The following is an 18,850-nucleotide window of genomic DNA, read 5'->3' as shown; positions in this document are numbered from 1 at the left end:
TGGGGAGGCGGAGCTTAGGGGCGAATATTGCGCTGGAGGTCTGCTAGGGCATCTTCTGATTTTTTGACACCTTCTTCATTATTGCTTTGAGCATACAAATTCCGGGCTTGTTCCAGTCGAGTGATGGCTTCGTCGGTGCGATCGCGCGTGCTTAATGCCATCCCTAAGTAGTAGTGAGCCTCTGGGTCTTCGGGTGCAAGCTCCACCAGTTCTCGAAACGCAACGATCGCCAAGACATCTTTCCGTTCTAAATACAGTTCGCCCAATGCCAGGTGCGCCTCCCTCAAACTAGGCTGCACCGAAACCGCACGTCGATATTGGATCAGCGCCTCGTCTAAGTTGCCTTGAGCTTTGTAAATATCTCCTAGCTGAAGATAAATCAGTCCGTTGCGAGGCTCTAACGTCGCTGCTTTTTGCAAGGCTGCCATGCCTTCGGGCACGTTCCCCGAGTTCAGGAACGCCACGCCCAAGTTAAGAAAGGCACTTCCTTGGCGAGGGGAGAGTTGAACAGCGCGACGTAGGGCTTCTAGGGCTTCGGGGTAGCGCTCTTGCTGAATGTAGGCAGTGCCAATGGATTCCTGGATGCGGGCATCGTTGGGGCGACGAGTAAGAACTTGTTGGTAAGCCGCGATCGCCCCGGCATAGTCTTCTTGCCGAGATAGGACAATTCCTAAACCTAGAAAAGCTTCCACGTAATCGGGCTTAAGTTGGGTGGCTTTGCGGTAAGCATCAGCGGCTCCTGCGTTGTCATTCAGGTTGGCTTTGCTATATCCCAAAGCGTAGTAAAAGTCGGCGTTACGAGCATCAAGCCTGATCGCCTGTTCGTAAGCTTCAACAGCCGCCTGATAGTCGCGCTGTTGGGCTTGTAAATAGCCGATCGCCGAAAAGACCCGGGCGTTATCTGGGGCAAGCGTCGCCGCCTGTTGGTAAGTGGCGATCGCTTCGGAAACCTTGTCTGCTTCGACTAATTCTCGACCTTGACGGATCAAATCATTCAGGCGATCGTCGTCAGATTGATCAGCCTGAGCCAGTAAAAGTGCAATTGGGAGCGCAACCCGTGAAGGCGCAGCAGGAGAAATTTGTGCAGAGGCGACCCTTGCAGTATCTGCAAAGCAGCGCGGTGAAGCCATAGCTGCCAGCCCGCCAAGGATGAAAAGCTGAGCTAGCAAAACGTTCTTATTCACGGTCAACTCCAGGGATGGTACTGTCATCTGGTGACATTTGTTAGACTTTTTAAACTTTGTCTGAACTTTGTTGGTTGGACTTTAACGAAACCCTTACAAACATGTGCGGAGACAACTAATGATTCTATCAACAACCGATGGCATTCAAGGAGCAGTGGTTGAAGAGTACCTTGGAATTGTCACCGCTGAGGTGGTTTATGGCAGCAATGCACTACGAGATTTTTTTGCAGGTATCCGCGATATGATTGGTGGTCGAACGGGTAGCTATGAGCGAGTGTTTGAGCGAGGACATCAAGATGCCCTTGCCGAGCTTGAAAGACGGGCTGATCGGCTGGGGGCAGATGCGGTCATTGGGATTGAGGTTGATACTGGCTCGATCAACGTTGACGCAACGGGGGCATTGTTACTAATTACGGCAACCGGAACTGCTGTACGGCTACAGGCTTTACGTTAAAATCCACCAGGTATTTGAAAGGGCACTATGAAAGTACTGGCTTACCTTTTTTATGGCGATCGCAGAGAGTACCAGTTAGAACTTTTTTTCAGTATCTTTTCGGCGCTCCAGCAGCTTAGAGCAGCAGGGGAACAAGATGACATTGTGATTAGTGTCATTAGCAATCGCCAAGATTTTGATCCTCAGTTGCCGATCGATCATCTCCAATTTTCTGCCGCAGAGTTTGAAGACTGGACGCGATCGCCCCACGGTATCTATAACCATCGGGTTAAAATTCACGCCTTGATTAAGGCGCTCGATCATTACCAGGCACCCGTGGCTCTGATTGATACAGATACGTATTTTACTGCCTCTCCAACCCGCCTATTCGAGCGAATTTCACCCCAGAAAACGGTGATGCATCTGATGGAATTTGCTCATATTATCGACCATCCGCTCTGGCAGCCCATGATCGAAAAAATTAGTGAGGGTCTTGAGATTAGCGGAATTAAGGTTTCGCCTCAGTCCAGCATGTTTAATTCAGGGGTGATTGGCGTTGAACCGAGCCACCGAGAATTGTTGGAGCGGTCTTTGGCAGTCGTGGATGAGTTATATGGGCGATCGCCCATTTTTAATGTCGAGCAGTTTGGGGTCGGAGTCACTCTAAACCAAGCCACCCAGCTTTCAACCAGCGAAGACCTGATCGAACATTATTATGGGTTTGCCAGACGCTTTGTTCACTTACAAACAGCAGGATTATTTCCAGACTTTAGCGCCGACACCCTAGAGAACCTTCTCAAAAGCTCCAGTTCTCCAGTTGTAGGCTATCCGCCCAAAGCTGTATCCGACAAAATCATTACCCGCCTTTTGACAGCCATCAAGCGCTGGACTCCAGAGTATAAATTTGCCCATCTTTGCTACCGAACTGCTTTTTTCTACGCTACCCAAAACCAAGAGTATGCCAATATTTGGGCGGCGATCGCCTTACAAATGGTTCAATCTTTTGAAGGACAAAACGATTTCAGCTTAAAGACAGCCCAGCATGATTTTCCACGCTTCCAAGCAAACAAAATCGCCTTATTAGATTGGCTCGATCCTGCTATTAAGAACAACTGGATAAAACTCTGGGAACCTTCATCCTGACTTGTATGATTCAGGATTAAACAACTCGACAAGCTTCTACATAAGCTGCCTCTTGGCGTTTTCTTTTAGTTTTCAAAGCCTTTCCCATGACCCGATAGTGCCAGGGCGCAGGATGGGTAAGAGAACCTAGAGGTGCCAGCCAGTCTGCAACTTCAGGATGGGTATTTTTTAAGCACTGAATAAACTCTGCCCAAAACCAATGCCACATTGAGTCGTGGTAATGAATAATTTTTGCCGATCGCAGCAGTTCTTCTTGGTAGCATTCTTGATGGCTGCGACTGCTCATAATGTAGTCGTGAGAGTAAGGCAAAGCCCGCCAAGATAGCCCCATGCGAAACATAGAAAGTCCAACGGCAATCTGTTCATGGGCAAAGGCACCTGTGCCAATTTCAGCAGAATTATGATCGATCATCTGAGCATCTAGCATTTGTTCGCACATGTGCAGGTAGTCCTTCGCGTAGCCCGTCGAGCGACGATAGACTAAAATGCCACCGTTCCAATACAGTCTAATTTTTTGATGCTCTTGCTCAGTGGTTACCCAAGGCAGGTCATCTACGTTGATGCCAACCGATCGCCCAATTTCCTGCCAAAAGCGATCGAACGGATCGTCAGCGCCTGCGGTGCCAATATTTTTGTCGGAAGCGCAAGCAAGGAAATCTTCGCCGGGCTGTAAGATTAATTCGCTAGGTTCGCCCACAATCAACAGGTCGCTATCAAGCCAACAAATTGCTTCGGTGGTGCTGTGTTGTTCGGCGGCAAGGAGGGCACTCGGCTTATTAATAAAATTAAACCAAATGTATTGATTGTGAGATTGAAAGCGGAGGTGTTGAACCTGGAGGCGATCGAAAGCTGCTTGAGTGGCGTGGGTAAGCGGCGGCCCAAACCGAGGTGTAACCGCAATCATCGGAGCATTGGCAAATTTTCCGCCCCACCGCCGGAGGCTTTCAATCATGCGGACGGTTTGAACTTCGAGAGGGCCCGATTCGACGCAGCAGACAAAAGTAATAGGATGGGTTCCAGTCACGGTAAATCTCTCAATAAAAACTAAGTAGAATTTGGATGAGCGAAAGGTTGCGATCTCTCTTGAGGAATGAGTGCAAGATTGTCTACACAACTATTTTTTGAACAGGTAACTTCCTAGAGCGGATGTGTCAGAAGTTTTGTTAAAGCGAGTGCAATCATCCTGACGATGATTATAGGTTTCTAAGCTTTAAAATTACGTATGTTTACGCTCAAGCTATGTGAGCGTTGGATGAGGTCATTACTGAATTCTTTCCATTCAAGTAGCTCAACAGATGGCAGTGTGGGCGATCGACCCATGCACTCATCTCAATAAGTTGATTTCTATAGAGAGCCAGATTCAAGCGATCCAATTTACCTCTTTTAGACGACAAAGCAGTTCTTATCGTAGGATCTAGACCTTACTGTTGAAGAGCCATCCCATGTTTGAACGAATTACGCTACCCGATAACATCCTGCCTCCTGTCTCTCCCTACTGCCATGCAGTGCGGGCTGGAGATTTGCTATTTGTAACCGGACAGCTTTCTCAAAATCCAGCGACCGGAGCGGTAGACAGAGGTTCTATTGAAGAGCAAACTCATCAAGTTATGCAAAACTTAAAGCGAGTCTTAGAACACGCTGGAACCTGCTTCGATCGCGTGGTTATGGCACGAGTGTTTATCACCGATTTTCGCTGGCTGCCGATCGTGAATGAGGTTTATGCTACTTATTTTGAGAATGGGCAGTTCCCAGGACGAACCGCGATCGGGGTGACTGCTTTGGCAGGATTTGGGGATGTGGAAATTGACTTGATTGTTTACTGTGGTGAATAAGGAGTTGCGTGAAAATAAAACCCAGTGAGACGTATTGACTTTTCAGCCCCCTAAATCCCCCATTCTGGGGGACTTTGAAAGGTTCGGAAGTCCCCCAGAATGGGGGATTTAGGGGGCGATTCAGGGTGTTATTTAATTGCAACTCCTAAGCGATTTCCAAACCTAGAGGATTTATGGATGCGTCTTGCGTCATTCCTGTCTTTAAGACTCCCAACGACTATCAAGCTTATCGGATTGGCGCAAACGATACCAATCGACTGGCGATCGTGTTTGATCCTGTCATCGCCAATATGTCGTTGACCTATTGCATAGAAATCTTTGATGTAGGCGGAAAAACACTGCCCAATCGTCATCAACTGGCAGTAGAAATGTTCTTCATCCTCAAAGGCGAAGGAGTAGCCAGTTGCGATGGTAAAACAGTGCCCATTTGCTCTGGTGACAGTCTCTTAGTCCCCCCGACTGGCGTTCATATTATTAAAAACACGGGTTCAGAGCGGCTTTATGCTCTCTGCATTATGGTTCCTAACGAGGACTTTGCTGAGTTGATCCGGAGTGGTACCCCGGTTGAACTAGACGCAGAAGATTGGGCAGTCCTGCGGCGCACAACAGCATGAAGCACAGCCTTTCTATGGAAACCCGTGACGGGGTACGCCTAGACGCAGATGTTTACTATCCGGAGTCTTTGAAGCAAACTCTATTAGAGCAGACTACCCACGAATTTCCGGTGCTGCTGATGCGGCAGCCCTATGGCAGAGCAATCGCCTCTACCGTCGTCTATGCCCACCCTACTTGGTACGCGGCTCAAGGCTACATCGTCGTCATTCAAGACGTGCGCGGGCGCGGCTCCTCCGAAGGTAACTTCGATCTATTTGCCCATGAAATTAACGATGGGTTTGATACCGTCCATTGGGCAGCCTCTCTTCCCCAAAGTAACGGACAAGTCGGCATGTATGGATTTTCTTACCAAGGCATGACCCAACTCTACGCTGCCGCCGCCCATCCGCCAGCCCTCAAAACCCTCTGTCCCAGCATGATTGGCTACGACCTCTACCAGGATTGGGCATACGAAGGCGGGGCATTTTGCTACCAACTCAACTTAGGGTGGGCAATCCAACTTGCTGCTGAAACGGCTCGTCGGCAAGGAGATGCAGAGGCTTACCAAGCGCTCTACACTGCTTCCTGCAGCCTGCCTTTATCAGATCCCGTTTGTCCCCATTCAGATCTCCTCCAGCAGTTTGCTCCCGACTCCTTCTACCACGATTGGCTAGCGCATCCTGAACCCGATGATTACTGGAGGCAGCTTTCCCCCCAGGCTTATATGCACCATGTGGATTTGCCGATGCTGCATATTGGCGGTTGGTTTGATGCTTACATGCGGGGCACGCTGCGGTTTTACAAGGAAATGGCAACTCGCAGTTCGCCGCAAGCACTTTGGGTGGGCCCTTGGGCTCATTTGCCGTGGGGGCGGAAGGTGGGGGCGATCGATTATGGATTAGCCGCGAACCGGGGGATCGATCGCCTTCAAATTCGCTGGTTTGATCACTTTCTTAAGGGTAAAGATACAGGCTTACTCGACGAGCCTCGGGTTAATCTGTTTGAAATGGGCAGCAATCAATGGCGAACGTTTGAGCAGTTTCCCGCCGCGCGAACGAAATCTTATTTCTTGGTTACCACAGGGCTAGCAGGAATGGATGAACGGGAAGGAAAGTTGGTTGAGATGCGAGCGTTTAAGTCATTGCCAGCAGAATTGCCAGCAGATACATGGGTGCATGATCCCTGGCGACCTGTCCCGGCGATCGGTGGACATGGAGGGTTTGCAGTGGGAGGGAGCGATCGCACTGCTCTCGATTGCCGCACCGATGTATTGACCTACCAAACCGATCCCTTAACGACAGATTTATCTTTAGCCGGAGAACTTAGCGTATCGCTTTATTGCACTGCCGATGCCCCTAGCTTTGATCTCTGTGCCGTACTATCCGAAGTAAAGACAGACGGGGTTTACAACTTTTCTCAAGGCTATCGACGGATCGATTCTCTTCAACCCCAGGTCGAGATTATCTTACAACCCACTTGCATTTGCATTCCTAAAGGTAGTGCCCTTCGCCTCAGCATTAGCGCTGCTTTTTTTCCAGCTTATGCAGTCAATTCGGGCACCGGGAAGGCAGCAGGCAGAAGTCGATTAATTGATGCCAGAGTCATCACTCTGACATTACAGAGTCGTTCTGAGCAGCCTTCTCAAATATGCCTCTCTCTTTCTGAATTCGACCATTCTATTTAGAGATCGGTTCAATAAATGCTCGATATAAACATTCAAAGAAAACGCAACACAGTTAAATAGTTCTTTGCTAATGCATTGTAGAGCGATCGGGAAAGACCAAAAGTTTAGGAATAAATATCCCGGCGATCGCCCTCCTGGCAGTTTGATAAGAATTTGACACTAGCCCAAATTTATTCTCAAGGAGCTTTAACTCATGTCTATCAAAATAGGCATCAATGGCTTTGGTCGCATTGGCAGACTGGTTTTGCGTGCCGGAATCAAAAATCCCAATCTTGAATTTGTTGGAATTAACGACCTCGTTGCCCCTGATAACCTGGCTTATTTGCTCAAGCACGATTCCACTCAAGGACGATTCAATGGCACTGTAGAAGCAACGACAGAAGGCATTGTAGTCGATGGTCATCTCATTCGCTGCTCCTCGGTGCGCAACCCAGCAGAACTTCCTTGGAGTGCGTTGGGCGTAGATTACGTTGTGGAATCTACGGGGTTATTTACTACATTTGATGCAGCGTTTGGACATATTCAGGCAGGCGCAAAGCGTGTCATTATCAGTGCGCCGACGAAAGATCCCGATCGCGTTCCTACGTTTGTCATTGGGGTGAACCATAGCCAGTTCAATCCTGAAACCGATGCGATCGTTTCTAATGCAAGCTGCACGACCAATTGTCTTGCCCCGATCGCCAAAGTCCTGAACGATAACTTCGGCATTACTGAAGGACTCATGACCACCATCCATGCCATGACTGCCACTCAGCCTACGGTCGATGGCCCCAGCGCCAAAGACTGGCGGGGCGGACGCGGAGCCTCCCAAAACATTATTCCTTCTTCAACAGGAGCCGCTAAAGCGGTGGCACTAGTGTTGCCCGAACTCAAAGGAAAGCTGACGGGCATGGCGTTACGCGTTCCTACCCCCGATGTCTCGGTCGTTGATCTAACCTTCAAGACTGCTAAAGCGACCTGCTACGAAGAAATTTGTGCGGCAATGCAGCAAGCTGCCGAAGGCGAATTAGCAGGAATTTTGGGGTACACCGATGAACAAGTCGTCTCCTGTGATTTTCTAGGCGATCCCCGCTCTAGTATTTTTGATGCAGGGGCCGGAATTGAGTTGAATTCTAATTTCTTTAAGGTGGTGTCTTGGTACGACAACGAGTGGGGCTACTCCTGCCGTGTGGTTGACCTGATGCTGTCGATGGCAGCAAAGGAAGGATTATTAAAAGCTGTAAACTTGATGAGTTCAGCGGTGCGGTAAGCGATCTGATGCTCCTACGGCTTTAAGTATTTAGCTTTAAGTATTTAGCCGTAGGAGTATCAACAACTTGTCTACAAATCTGTTGCTCCACTAAAAACTTGTTGGGCGGGGCCCGTCATATATAGCCGTTGATCGACCTCAGACCATTCAATTTCTAAGCATCCTCCGGGTAATTCGACGGTGGCACGGCGATCGCACAATCCGTTCAAAACTCCAGCCGCCAACGCTGCACAAGCCCCCGTTCCACAGGCTAAGGTAATCCCTGCGCCTCGCTCCCACACCCGCATCTTTAAATAATCGCGGCTGACCACTTCAATAAACTCTGTATTGATCTTTTGAGGAAAAGCAGGATGCTGCTCAAACTGCGACCCGATCGCCTCTAGCGGAACTTCTGCCACATTAGCGACAAACGTAATGCAGTGAGGATTGCCCATGCTGACACAGGTGACCTGCCAAGATTTCCCAGCCACTTCTATAGGCTGATTCACGACCTGCTGGTCAGCGGCTACCAGAGTTGTGGGGATTTCTGCTGCTATTAGACGCGGTAAACCCATGTCTACCGTCACTTGTCCATTTGCTTCTAGTTTGGGAATCATTACCCCAGCGAGGGTATGAATCCGATAGACTTCTTTGGCATTTTCTCCTTCTAAGTCGGCAATGAAGCGCGCCAAACACCGAATGCCGTTGCCACACATTTCTGGCTCAGAACCATCAGAGTTGAAAATGCGCATGGTGTAGTCGCTGCCTGCTTGACCCGGCAACGCAAAGATCACGCCGTCAGCGCCAATCCCAAAATGGCGATCGCACCACAAAATCGCTTGCTTTGGTGTGATCATGGGCTCTAACTGTTGCCGATTGTCCACCAAAATAAAGTCGTTGCCCAAGCCGTGATATTTGACGAATGAAATCATAAGTGGAATTTTTCCAGTCTAATTTGGGTTTTATGAGGGGATAGATGCAAATCTTAGAATAGCGTTTACCATTTATCCTTGACATCCCTATCCCTTACTCTCCGACCTATGGCGAATGAACTAGAAACCGGACTCCCCAGCATCAGACAAATCCAAACGCTCATTCGGGAAGACAAAGAAGTCGAAATAAAGCTTTTGACCAATGATTTAATAACGGGAAAAATTCGCTGGCAAGACAATAACTGCATTTGCCTGGTCGATCATTATGATCAACCCACCGTGATTTGGATACAGGCGATCGCGTATATGAAGCCTAAAGGATAATCTAAAACCATAGCATCCCCATAAAGAACCCCGCGATGGCTTTGCTATCACGGGGTTCTTTGACTTAGAAATCGGAGATTAAGAAATTGGAGATTACGAGATTATCTAATCTTCCTCATCCATATCATCGTCATCCACATCAGGCGACGCGTAATCATCTTCCTCATCATCAATTAAAGCCTCAGCCTTGCCGAAGCTAGCGCCAAAATCACCGAGGGGTTCTACAACAGGAGTCGCGCGGAACGGAGTTGGGAAGACATCAAAGCCGCCATCTCGCTCATAAGAACGAGCAGTGCGATCGTCTAACACCACATCTGTCATCAGGTCTAGCTCATCCTCAAACGATGAACCATCGTAGATAGGGTCAATCTCAACGCTTGCCGTTTCCTCATAAGCATTAAAGCCCGTCCCTGCCGGAATCAATCGTCCAATAATGACGTTCTCTTTCAAACCGCGCAACCAGTCCGACTTACCCTCAATAGCAGCCTCAGTTAAGACTCGAGTCGTTTCTTGGAAACTGGCAGCCGAGATGAAGCTGTCGGTATTCAATGAAGCTTTAGTGATGCCTAACAGCACAGGCGTATACTCTGCTGGAGCGCCGCCCGTAATAGACATGGCTTCATTCACCTGTTCAATCTGGCGCAGTTCTACCAACTCTCCGGGCAGCATGGTAGTGTCGCCGCCATCATCAATTCTGCCCTTAGAGGTCATCTGCCGCACAATCACCTCAATGTGTTTGTCGGAGATCTCGATACCCTGAGACTGATACACCGACTGGACTTCATTAACCAAGAAGGTTTGTACTTCTTGGAGGCTCTTCATCGAAGAATCGTGAATACCCAAGGTTTCGCGGTGTAGTTCAAAGAATAGCTCCAGAATTTCGTGGGGGTTGGCAGGGCCATCAGTGAGGGGTTCGCCCGACTTCACCTCAGCCCCATCAATCACCAGAAGGTTTTGACCTGGACCCAGAGGATAATCGGTGATGACACCGTCCTTTTCAATGACTTTGATATCTACCGAATCATCGTCGTTGTAGACGACCTGAGCTTGTCCAGCCCGACGTGCCAGAATACAAGCTTCCTTGGGCTTACGAGCCTCCAGCAATTCCTCAATTCTAGGTAGACCCTGAATAATGTCTCCGGTTTTTGCTCGTTCAAACACCAACAGCACCAAGTTGTCCCCCCGTTGAACGAGGTCACCATCATCAATGTGCAAGACTGCACCATTCGATACGCGATAAGGACGAGCCGTTCGCACAGTGACTTGGCTGCCTTCTACAGCAACGACCTGACCTGATTCTTCTAGCGTGACTCCACTCGCCAGCTTGCTACCCGAGACTAAAAGATCGCCCACCTTAACAAGGGGTTCTTTTGAGCCCGTATTGAGGGTCACGAGGTCGGAAGCTCGTACAACCAGTAAACGGCGAACCGATTCACTACCCAGTCGCAGTCCTCGTACTTCTCCAGCTTCTTTAGACAAAATTTCAGTCCGGGCTATGACTGCGCCAGGAGAAATTTGGTCGCCATCTGCAACTAGCAGACGAGTTGTTGTGCTGCCTTGAGTTTGATCAGCGGCAATGTCACGTCGGATCACCAGAGATTCAAGGATGACGAGCTGTAAACGCATGACCTCTGGATCGGTTTCGTCTGCCATTAGCTCAATGTCAGCGGCGAGTTGGGGCGTGTCTTTGTCAACTTCTAGAACAAGCTGAGTGCGAATTAGCTCCAGTCCATCGACTGATTTAACACGCTCTCCATCTTTGTAAGAAATGCGCTGCACAGCCCGTAGTTGGATCGATCGCCCGACTTCTTCGCTGGTAGAAGTTTGGCTAGGAATCGAAGGCTCGTTAGGGACATTGAACTCCGTCACAGGACGCAGCAGCAGCGCGGGCCCTTCTGGCGACTCAATGTACTCCATGTACCGCATTTCAGTCACCGCTAGCCCAGGAATTGCCTCTTCTCCGGGGTTAATAATGGTGCCATTTTTTGCGATCACTGCCTCAGGGTTATCGGCTAGGTGTAGTTCACCCGGCTTAATCACGATCTCCCGCAGAATGTCGTTTTTCTGGGTCACTTCGACCACACCACTAGTTTGACAGAAGATATCTTTGACTACTTCTGTTCCGGCTTCAACGTATTGACCGTCTTCTACCACCAGTAGTGAAATATCTTTGTTAACTTCGTGGGTTTCTTCAGGAATCCATAGCAGAGTACCGCCTTGCACCACTTCGTAGCCCAGCTTTGCTTTGCCGCGTTTAGCAACGTCTACGCCAGAGTATTTAATGATGCCGCCTGTCTGTGTACGGTAGCGGTTGTCAATCAGTTCAGCGACGACCTGACCGCTCGTAACCTTCGTGCCAGGAGTAGCAATCAAGGAAAAACGCTGACCGTTTTGAGTTTCAATCAGGTAATGCTCACGCCCCTGAAAACTTTCGGCAATGACCTGGGCTTGGTCAAGGACAACGGAAGCCGTAATGATTTCAATTTCCCGACCGCCTTTGCCCTCGCTGTCTTGAGGAATTCGGACAACGCCGCCGTTTTCAGTCACTAGTTTGGTTTGGGCAAGGATGCTATTTGCTTCAATGCGATCGCCATTTTTTACATTGGGCTCAGCCCCAGGCAGCAGGTTATATACCTCGCCTGAGAGAATCCAAATTAAGCCGCCTCTCTGAGCAATTCGAGTCGTGTTGCCTTGACGGTCTTTCTTTTCTTCGGGCACCACCTCAGCAAACAGAATCTCGCCTGCCAGGTCTGAAGCAACATCTTTAGTTGCTTTTTCAGTCACCTTGCGAGTCCGGCTGGCAGCTGGCATCTCTGCAATGACGTGACCGATTTTGACGTGGGAACCTTCAGGAGAGAATAAAATAGAACCGGGAGGAAGCGTAGATTTCTCTTTGCGATCGCCCGCTTCCAAGGTTACATCTATCGTCACCTCAGTAATTAGCGCTTCTTGTCCGTGGCTAGTTCTAAAGGCGCGCGATCGGAATTGCTTGGGCTTGGTACGCACCGTGCCATCAAAAGCAGCCCGAATTTGGGGCACCACTTCACCCGTAAACGTACCGCCCGTGTGGAACGTCCGCATCGTGAGTTGAGTGCCGGGTTCGCCGATCGACTGTGCCGCGATAATGCCAACCGCTTCCCCTAAATCGACCACCGAGGCATGGGCAAGGCTCCAGCCGTAGCAGGTTTGACAGACGGATCGAGTCGCCTCACAGGTGAGGGGCGATCGGGCATACACCATTTCAACCTTAGCCTTGCCAACAGCTTGAGCCATATCATCTGAGATCGGCTGGTTCCGCTCAACAATGACTTCTCCGGTTTCAGGATGCAGTACCGGACGAGCCGCCACCCGACCCAGCAACCGATCTTTGAGAGGAATTAACACCCGCTCACCGTCCGTCATTGCCACAACTGGAATACCGCGATCGGTGCCGCAGTCAATTTCCCGAATAATCACGTCTTGAGAAACGTCTACCAAACGGCGGGTTAAGTAGCCAGAGTCAGCGGTTCGCAGCGCCGTATCAACCAAGCCCTTGCGCGCGCCGTAAGACGAAATAATGTATTCCGTGACGGTCAATCCTTCCCGGAAGTTGGTTTTGATTGGCAAGTCAATAATTTCCCCTTGCGGATTCGCCATCAAGCCCCGCATTCCCACCAACTGCCGAACCTGGGAAATATTTCCCCGCGCTCCAGAGAACGCCATCATGTAAATAGAGTTGAGCGGGTCATTCGATTCAAAGTGGCGCACCACTTCGTCTTTAAGTTCCTCGCTGGTACCGTTCCAGGTGTCAATAACCTTTTGGAAACGCTCTACTTCTGTAATTTCGCCCCGAATGTAGCGCTCTTCAGTATCTTTAATCTGCTCTTCAGCCGCTTCCAAAAGCTGCTTTTTGCTGGGCGGCACTTGCAGGTCGTCGATACTGATCGAAACCCCGGCACGAGTCGCAAATTTGAAGCCAAGATCCTTGAGTTCGTCTGCCATGACAGCGGTTCTGGCGGTGCCGTAGTGGGTAAACGCCCAGGCAATCAGCTTTCGGAGTTGCCCTTTGCTCACCACTCGGTTCCGAAAAATCATTTTTGGATCAGACTTCTGGGTTAAATTTTGCTCTACCATTACTTTCCTCTTGCCCCTCAAATCATTTGGAAATTGCAGGGCGATCTGGCGATCGCCCAAACGAAAATTGATTCCTAACCTCTACCCCATCCTGACTTACCCCATTAGGGACTCTTGAATCGCCTTGTTGTAAATAATCCGTCCTGCCGTTGTTTTGACGTACTGCGAAATCCGGTTGCCATTGGCATCTTCCCGAATCCGACGATACTTATAGAGCTTTGTGACTGTTCCATCTGCCCCCGGATCTTCTTGCAAAACCTCGGCATCGGCTTCATCGCCTTCAACTTCGCCCTCAAACCGCACCCAAATGTAGGAGTGAATATCGACCTGTTTCTGGTCGTATGCCACAATTACGTCCTCCATGTTAGAAAAGTACTTACCTGCTCCCAACGTTGCCTTAGGGTTTTCAACGGTTAGGTAATAGCAGCCCAGAACCATATCTTGGCTAGGGGTGACGATCGGTCTACCTGTGGCTGGCGAAAGAATGTTGTTCGATGCCAACATCAATAGCCTTGCCTCAGCCTGAGATTCCAGAGAGAGAGGCACGTGAACCGCCATTTGGTCACCGTCAAAGTCGGCGTTGAATGCCGGACAGACGAGCGGGTGAATTTGGATGGCGCGTCCTTCGACCAAAATGGGTTCAAAGGCTTGAATGCCCAAACGGTGGAGCGTTGGTGCCCGGTTCAACATCACTGGGTGCCCTTCGATCACCTCGTCCAGTACGTCCCAAATTTGAGGGTCGTTGCGCTGAATCAGTTTCTTCGCCGCTTTGATGTTGTTGACCAAGCCTTGTCGAATCAAGCGGTGAATCACAAAGGGTTGGAATAGCTCGATCGCCATTTCTCTAGGCAAACCGCACTGGTGAATCTTCAGTTTCGGTCCAACCACAATGACCGATCGCCCTGAATAGTCCACCCGCTTACCCAGAAGGTTCTGCCGGAATCGTCCTTGCTTCCCTTCAATAATGTCGGAGAGAGACTTGAGCGGGCGATTGTTCGCACCCACCACTGTCCGACCGCGCCGACCGTTATCAATCAAGGCATCCACGGCTTCCTGAAGCATCCGTTTTTCGTTACGGACGATGATTTCAGGGGCGAGAATTTCTTGAAGTCGGGCAAGACGGTTGTTGCGGTTGATGACGCGACGGTAAAGATCGTTTAAGTCAGAAGTCGCAAAGCGTCCACCATCAAGCTGTACCATTGGGCGCAGATCGGGCGGAATCACAGGGATATATTCCAGAATCATCCACGAGGGGAGCGATCGCGTGGCAATAAAGTTGTCAATTACCCGCAGGCGCTTGATGTACTTAGCTCGCTTTTGCCCCTTTGAGGTAAGGATATCTTCCCGCAGCTTCTCAGCCGTGTTTTCCAGTTCCAAATCTTGCAGCAAACGTTGCAGCGCTTCCGCCCCAATGCCCACCTCAATACCGACAAGCTGAGAATCTTCCCCGTAAAGCTGGTCTTCAATTTCAATCCACTGATCTTCGGTCAGCAATTGCTTATAGGTCAGGTTCTCGGCGTTCCCCGCATTCAGCACCACATAGGAGTTAAAGTAAACAATTTGCTCAACATCCCGCAAAGGCATATCTAGCAAAATTGCCATGTAGCTCGGAATCCCTTTGAGATACCAAACGTGCGCCACTGGAGCCGCCAGCTTGATGTAGCCCATCCGATGCCGCCGCACGCGAGACTCTGTGACCTCAACGCCACAGCGCTCACACACAATGCCGCGATGTCTCACTCTCTTATACTTACCGCAATGGCATTCCCAATCTTTTGCAGGTCCAAAAATTCGCTCGCAAAACAGACCATCCATTTCCGGCTTTAGCGTCCGGTAGTTGATAGTTTCCGGCTTGGTGACTTCGCCGACGACCATGCCGTTCGGTAGCGTCCGCTCTCCCCACTGACGAATTCGTTCGGGAGATGCCAGACCAATTTTGACGTAGTCAAACCGCTGTTCTAGCTTTGGCATCGCTGATTACTTCCTTATTTACGTGGCAATTTGAATAAATTGAGGAATGGAGTCGTTCATACCTAGATGGCAGAACGCTCCACTTCTCCAGACTTAGCGCTCTCCTTCAGCCCCTTCCATTTCTTCCGTGGAGATGGATTCGTAGGTGGGGCGCGATGGCGTGCGGCGAGTGCCGACATCTGCCATCAAGTCCACCTCAATATCACGGCTAGTTCCGTCTTCCTGGGTTTGCAACTTGTGAGCAGCAATGTCTAAACAAAGCGACTGTAGCTCTCGCATTAAGACCTTAAAGGACTCGGGAGTTCCCGGTCGAGGAATCGCCTTGCCTTTAACGATCGCATTCAGCGCTTCATTACGCCCCTGCATATCGTCGGACTTAACCGTAAGTAGCTCTTGAAGAATATAGGCGCACCCAAAGGCTTCTAATGCCCAAACTTCCATTTCTCCAAATCGCTGTCCGCCTTGCTGAGCCTTGCCTCCCAACGGCTGTTGAGTGACCAAGGAGTAAGGACCCGTAGAGCGAGCATGAATTTTGTCGTCTACCAGGTGAACCAGTTTCAACATATAGGCTTTACCCACTGTGACATCGCGATCGAAGGCTTCTCCACTACGACCATCAAATACCTTGATCTTGCCTGCGTTGTTGGGGTTGAACACCCAATCTTGTCCTACTTTTTCGCGCGCCTCCATCATCTTGCCGTGAGTGGTTAAGCGCGAAGCTTCCTCTCCGTACATTTCATCAAAGGGAATCATCTTGAAACGTACGTCCAGATTGTGTCCAGCCCAGCCTAACAAGCACTCAAACACCTGACCCACATTCATCCGAGAAGGCACACCCAGAGGGTTAAGAACAATATCAAGGGGAGTTCCATCGGGCAAGTAAGGCATGTCTTCCTGCGGCAGAATCCGGGAAATAATACCCTTGTTGCCATGACGACCCGCCATCTTGTCGCCCACCTGGATCTTCCGTTTTTGCGCTACGTAGACTCGCACCACCATGTTGGCACCCGGAGGTAGTTCATCACCCTGCTCACGGGTAAAGACGCGCACATCTACCACCCGACCTTTTTCACCGTTAGGAACGCGCAAAGAGTTATCCCGCACATCTCTGGCTTTTTCACCAAAGATTGCCCGCAGTAGCTTCTCTTCAGGAGGCTGATCTGACTCGCCTTTAGGCGTAACCTTACCGACTAAAATATCGCCTGAATCAGTCCATGCTCCAATCCGGATGATGCCAGTTTCGTCTAATTGACGTAGCGCATCTTCCCCAACGTTGGGAATTTCACGAGTGATTTCTTCAGGTCCTAGCTTGGTTTGACGTGCCTCAATCTCATACTTTTCAATGTGGATGGAGGTGTAAACGTCGTCAGAAACCAGGCGTTCGCTGATGAGAATTGCGTCCTCGTAGTTGTAACCCTCCCAAGGCATATAGGCGACCAAGACGTTTTGCCCTAATGCCAACTCGCCGCCTTCGGTAGCCGATCCGTCAGCCAAGATTTGACCTGCGACGACGCGATCGCCCGAAAACACGATAGGGCGCTGGTTCAAACAGGTATCTTGGTTCGATCGCTGATACTTCTGCAACAGATACTCAATCTCATGACCTGTAGGAGGGCGCACCCGAATCCGGTTGGCATCGACATGGGTCACGTCCCCATCAGTGCGGCTAACAATGACCATTCCAGAGTCTCTTGCCGCTTGCGCTTCTAAGCCTGTGCCCACCAAAGGACGCTCAGGATGCAGCAAGGGTACTGCCTGACGCTGCATGTTCGATCCCATCAAAGCCCGGTTCGCGTCGTCATGCTCCAAAAATGGAATCAAAGATGTTGCTACCGAAATAATTTGCACCGGGGAAACTGCCACATAGTCAACCTCAGCAGGCGTGGTAGTGGTGAATTCTTGGCGATACCGGACGGGCACTTGTTCACCCAAAATAAATCCGTTTTCGTCCATAGTCACGTCACCCGCTGCCACCCGCAGGTCATCTTCTTCATCCGCAGTCATATATAGAGGAGCCTGATCTTTCAAAGCTCGTCCGTTATCGACTGGAAAGAAAGGCGTTTCGATGAAGCCGTAAGCATTGACTCGCGCGTGGGTCGCTAGAGAGCCAATCAAGCCCGCGTTAGGACCTTCAGGCGTTTCAATTGGGCAAATCCGACCATAGTGAGAAGGGTGAATATCGCGTACTGCGAAACCTGCACGCTCACGAGTCAAACCACCTGGGCCCAAGGCGCTAAGACGGCGCTTGTGGGTTAGCTCTGCCAGGGGATTGGTTTGATCCATGAACTGAGAAAGCTGGGAGGAGCCGAAGAACTCCTTAATGGCTGCCACAAGGGGCTTGGGGTTAACCAAAGAAGCCGGAGTCAAAGAATCGGCATCTGAGACGGTCATCCGTTCCCGAATAATTCGCTCCAAACGGTTCAAGCCGACTCGGACTTGGTTTTGTAACAGTTCACCGACCGAGCGAACGCGACGATTGCCCAAGTGGTCAATGTCGTCAATGCTGCCAACATCAAACTCCAGGTTAATTAAGTAGTCGATCGCCGCCAAAATATCAGGAGCAGTCAACACCCGCGTCGTTTCAGGAACAGTTAACCGCAGTTTTTTGTTGAGCTTGTAGCGCCCCACCTTACCCAAGTCATAGCGCTTAGGGTCAAAGAACCGAGAATCTAGAAGTTGCTGCCCACCCGAAACCGTTGGCGGCTCACCCGGACGCAGTTTCCGGTAAAGCTCCATCAAGGCTTCTTCTTCGTTGAACTGACCTTCTTTTTCAATAGTCTTCTGGAAGTATTCAGGGTGACGCAAGGAGTCGAAAATTTCGCCATCGCTTAACCCCAACGACTTCAGCAATACTTGGGCAGAGAGTTTACGGGTTTTATCGATCCGCACCCAAACTAGGTCGTTCTTATCCGTTTCAAACTTCAGCCACGCGCCTCGGTTAGGAATCAGGCTGGCATTGAAGGCGCTGCGTCCGTTCTTGTCGATTTCCTTTTTGTAATAAACGCCGGGACTCCGGACGATCTGGTTGACGATGACTCGTTCTGCGCCGTTAATAATGAATGTGCCTCGATCGGTCATTAAGGGCAAATCGCCAATAAAGACCTCTTGCTCTTTGATTTCTCCAGTTTCCTTATTAATCAACCGAGTGGGCACATACATTTGCACGGCGTAGGTGCTGTCCCGACGCTTGGCTTCATCAACGTCGTACTTAGGTCGTCTCAACCGATACTCCTTACCCAGGAAGTGAAGCTCGAGCTTGCCTGTGTAGTCAGTAATAGGGGAGAAGCTTTCTAACTCTTCAATCAAACCTTCATCCAAGAACCAGCGAAAACTCGCCCGCTGAATTTCTACAAGGTCTGGTAGGGTAAAAACGGGTGCAGATTGGGCTAGGTTACTCATGCGGCTCCTCAGG

At 50.1% G+C, this 18,850-nt stretch carries 13 protein-coding genes; 7 read left to right on the top strand and 6 right to left on the bottom strand.

Annotation, left to right across the window (positions count from 1 at the left end; translation table 11 throughout):
* Window positions 1–14: 14 nt before the first annotated feature.
* Complete coding sequence (locus KME11_15265; protein MBW4516568.1) at window positions 15–1,184, bottom strand: tetratricopeptide repeat protein; 1,170 nt, start codon at window positions 1,182–1,184, stop codon at window positions 15–17.
* A gap of 118 nt (window positions 1,185–1,302) precedes the next feature.
* Here KME11_15265 and KME11_15260 point away from each other — a divergent pair, with 118 nt between their 5' ends.
* The gene (locus KME11_15260; GenBank protein MBW4516567.1) at window positions 1,303–1,638 is read left to right on the top strand and encodes a YbjQ family protein; all 336 of its coding nucleotides are present in this window, start codon (window positions 1,303–1,305) and stop codon (window positions 1,636–1,638) included.
* A 27-nt stretch (window positions 1,639–1,665) separates the two neighbouring features.
* The gene (locus KME11_15255; GenBank protein MBW4516566.1) at window positions 1,666–2,760 is read left to right on the top strand and encodes a hypothetical protein; all 1,095 of its coding nucleotides are present in this window, start codon (window positions 1,666–1,668) and stop codon (window positions 2,758–2,760) included.
* A 16-nt stretch (window positions 2,761–2,776) separates the two neighbouring features.
* Here KME11_15255 and KME11_15250 read toward each other — a convergent pair whose 3' ends face one another.
* Window positions 2,777–3,784 (bottom strand): hypothetical protein, encoded by a 1,008-nt coding sequence (locus KME11_15250; GenBank protein MBW4516565.1) that lies wholly within the window; start codon window positions 3,782–3,784, stop codon window positions 2,777–2,779.
* 418 nt (window positions 3,785–4,202) lie between these two features.
* On the opposite strand from KME11_15250, the gene KME11_15245 reads away from it, so the two are divergent.
* The 4 genes from KME11_15245 (at window position 4,203) to gap (ending at window position 8,119) form a co-directional block, all read left to right on the top strand.
* Window positions 4,203–4,592 (top strand): RidA family protein, encoded by a 390-nt coding sequence (locus tag KME11_15245; protein ID MBW4516564.1) that lies wholly within the window; start codon window positions 4,203–4,205, stop codon window positions 4,590–4,592.
* A 173-nt stretch (window positions 4,593–4,765) separates the two neighbouring features.
* On the top strand, window positions 4,766–5,206 hold the full coding sequence (locus tag KME11_15240; GenBank protein ID MBW4516563.1) for a cupin domain-containing protein: 441 nt from the start codon (window positions 4,766–4,768) through the stop codon (window positions 5,204–5,206).
* A gap of 14 nt (window positions 5,207–5,220) precedes the next feature.
* Complete coding sequence (locus KME11_15235; protein MBW4516562.1) at window positions 5,221–6,870, top strand: CocE/NonD family hydrolase; 1,650 nt, start codon at window positions 5,221–5,223, stop codon at window positions 6,868–6,870.
* 193 nt (window positions 6,871–7,063) lie between these two features.
* Window positions 7,064–8,119, top strand: coding sequence for a type I glyceraldehyde-3-phosphate dehydrogenase (gene gap, locus KME11_15230; protein ID MBW4516561.1), 1,056 nt, complete (start codon window positions 7,064–7,066; stop codon window positions 8,117–8,119).
* Window positions 8,120–8,190: 71 nt separating this feature from the next.
* On the opposite strand, the gene dapF is transcribed toward gap, so the two are convergent.
* Window positions 8,191–9,030 (bottom strand): diaminopimelate epimerase, encoded by an 840-nt coding sequence (dapF, locus tag KME11_15225; protein ID MBW4516560.1) that lies wholly within the window; start codon window positions 9,028–9,030, stop codon window positions 8,191–8,193.
* 108 nt (window positions 9,031–9,138) lie between these two features.
* Here dapF and KME11_15220 point away from each other — a divergent pair, with 108 nt between their 5' ends.
* The gene (locus KME11_15220) at window positions 9,139–9,354 is read left to right on the top strand and encodes an RNA-binding protein hfq (protein MBW4516559.1); all 216 of its coding nucleotides are present in this window, start codon (window positions 9,139–9,141) and stop codon (window positions 9,352–9,354) included.
* Between the two features lie 105 nt (window positions 9,355–9,459).
* Here KME11_15220 and KME11_15215 read toward each other — a convergent pair whose 3' ends face one another.
* The 3 genes from KME11_15215 to rpoB all read right to left on the bottom strand — a co-directional run bounded on the left by KME11_15215 (window position 9,460) and on the right by rpoB (window position 18,837).
* Window positions 9,460–13,467 (bottom strand): DNA-directed RNA polymerase subunit beta', encoded by a 4,008-nt coding sequence (locus KME11_15215; GenBank protein ID MBW4516558.1) that lies wholly within the window; start codon window positions 13,465–13,467, stop codon window positions 9,460–9,462.
* Between the two features lie 96 nt (window positions 13,468–13,563).
* Complete coding sequence (locus KME11_15210; GenBank protein ID MBW4516557.1) at window positions 13,564–15,438, bottom strand: DNA-directed RNA polymerase subunit gamma; 1,875 nt, start codon at window positions 15,436–15,438, stop codon at window positions 13,564–13,566.
* Window positions 15,439–15,531: 93 nt separating this feature from the next.
* A complete protein-coding gene (gene rpoB, locus KME11_15205; protein ID MBW4516556.1) occupies window positions 15,532–18,837 on the bottom strand; it encodes a DNA-directed RNA polymerase subunit beta in 3,306 nt (1,101 codons plus the stop codon).
* Between the last annotated feature and the right edge of the window lie 13 nt (window positions 18,838–18,850).

This window comes from Timaviella obliquedivisa GSE-PSE-MK23-08B (assembly GCA_019358855.1).
GTDB classification, from domain to species: domain Bacteria; phylum Cyanobacteriota; class Cyanobacteriia; order Elainellales; family Elainellaceae; genus Timaviella; species Timaviella obliquedivisa.
Note: the sequence above shows the minus strand (reverse complement) of the source record. Positions and strands in the feature narration are given on the sequence as shown.

Bases quoted from the DNA above. Each gene is read 5' to 3' on its own strand.
- KME11_15215 (MBW4516558.1), bottom strand. From the start codon at position 13,467: ATGGTAGAGCAAAATTTAACCCAGAAGTCTGATCCAAAAATGATTTTT.
- KME11_15240 (MBW4516563.1), top strand. From the start codon at position 4,766: ATGGATGCGTCTTGCGTCATTCCTGTCTTTAAGACTCCCAACGACTAT.
- dapF (MBW4516560.1), bottom strand. From the start codon at position 9,030: ATGATTTCATTCGTCAAATATCACGGCTTGGGCAACGACTTTATTTTG.
- gap (MBW4516561.1), top strand. From the start codon at position 7,064: ATGTCTATCAAAATAGGCATCAATGGCTTTGGTCGCATTGGCAGACTG.
- KME11_15245 (MBW4516564.1), top strand. From the start codon at position 4,203: ATGTTTGAACGAATTACGCTACCCGATAACATCCTGCCTCCTGTCTCT.
- KME11_15220 (MBW4516559.1), top strand. From the start codon at position 9,139: ATGGCGAATGAACTAGAAACCGGACTCCCCAGCATCAGACAAATCCAA.
- KME11_15210 (MBW4516557.1), bottom strand. From the start codon at position 15,438: ATGCCAAAGCTAGAACAGCGGTTTGACTACGTCAAAATTGGTCTGGCA.
- KME11_15260 (MBW4516567.1), top strand. From the start codon at position 1,303: ATGATTCTATCAACAACCGATGGCATTCAAGGAGCAGTGGTTGAAGAG.
- rpoB (MBW4516556.1), bottom strand. From the start codon at position 18,837: ATGAGTAACCTAGCCCAATCTGCACCCGTTTTTACCCTACCAGACCTT.
- KME11_15235 (MBW4516562.1), top strand. From the start codon at position 5,221: ATGGAAACCCGTGACGGGGTACGCCTAGACGCAGATGTTTACTATCCG.
- KME11_15255 (MBW4516566.1), top strand. From the start codon at position 1,666: ATGAAAGTACTGGCTTACCTTTTTTATGGCGATCGCAGAGAGTACCAG.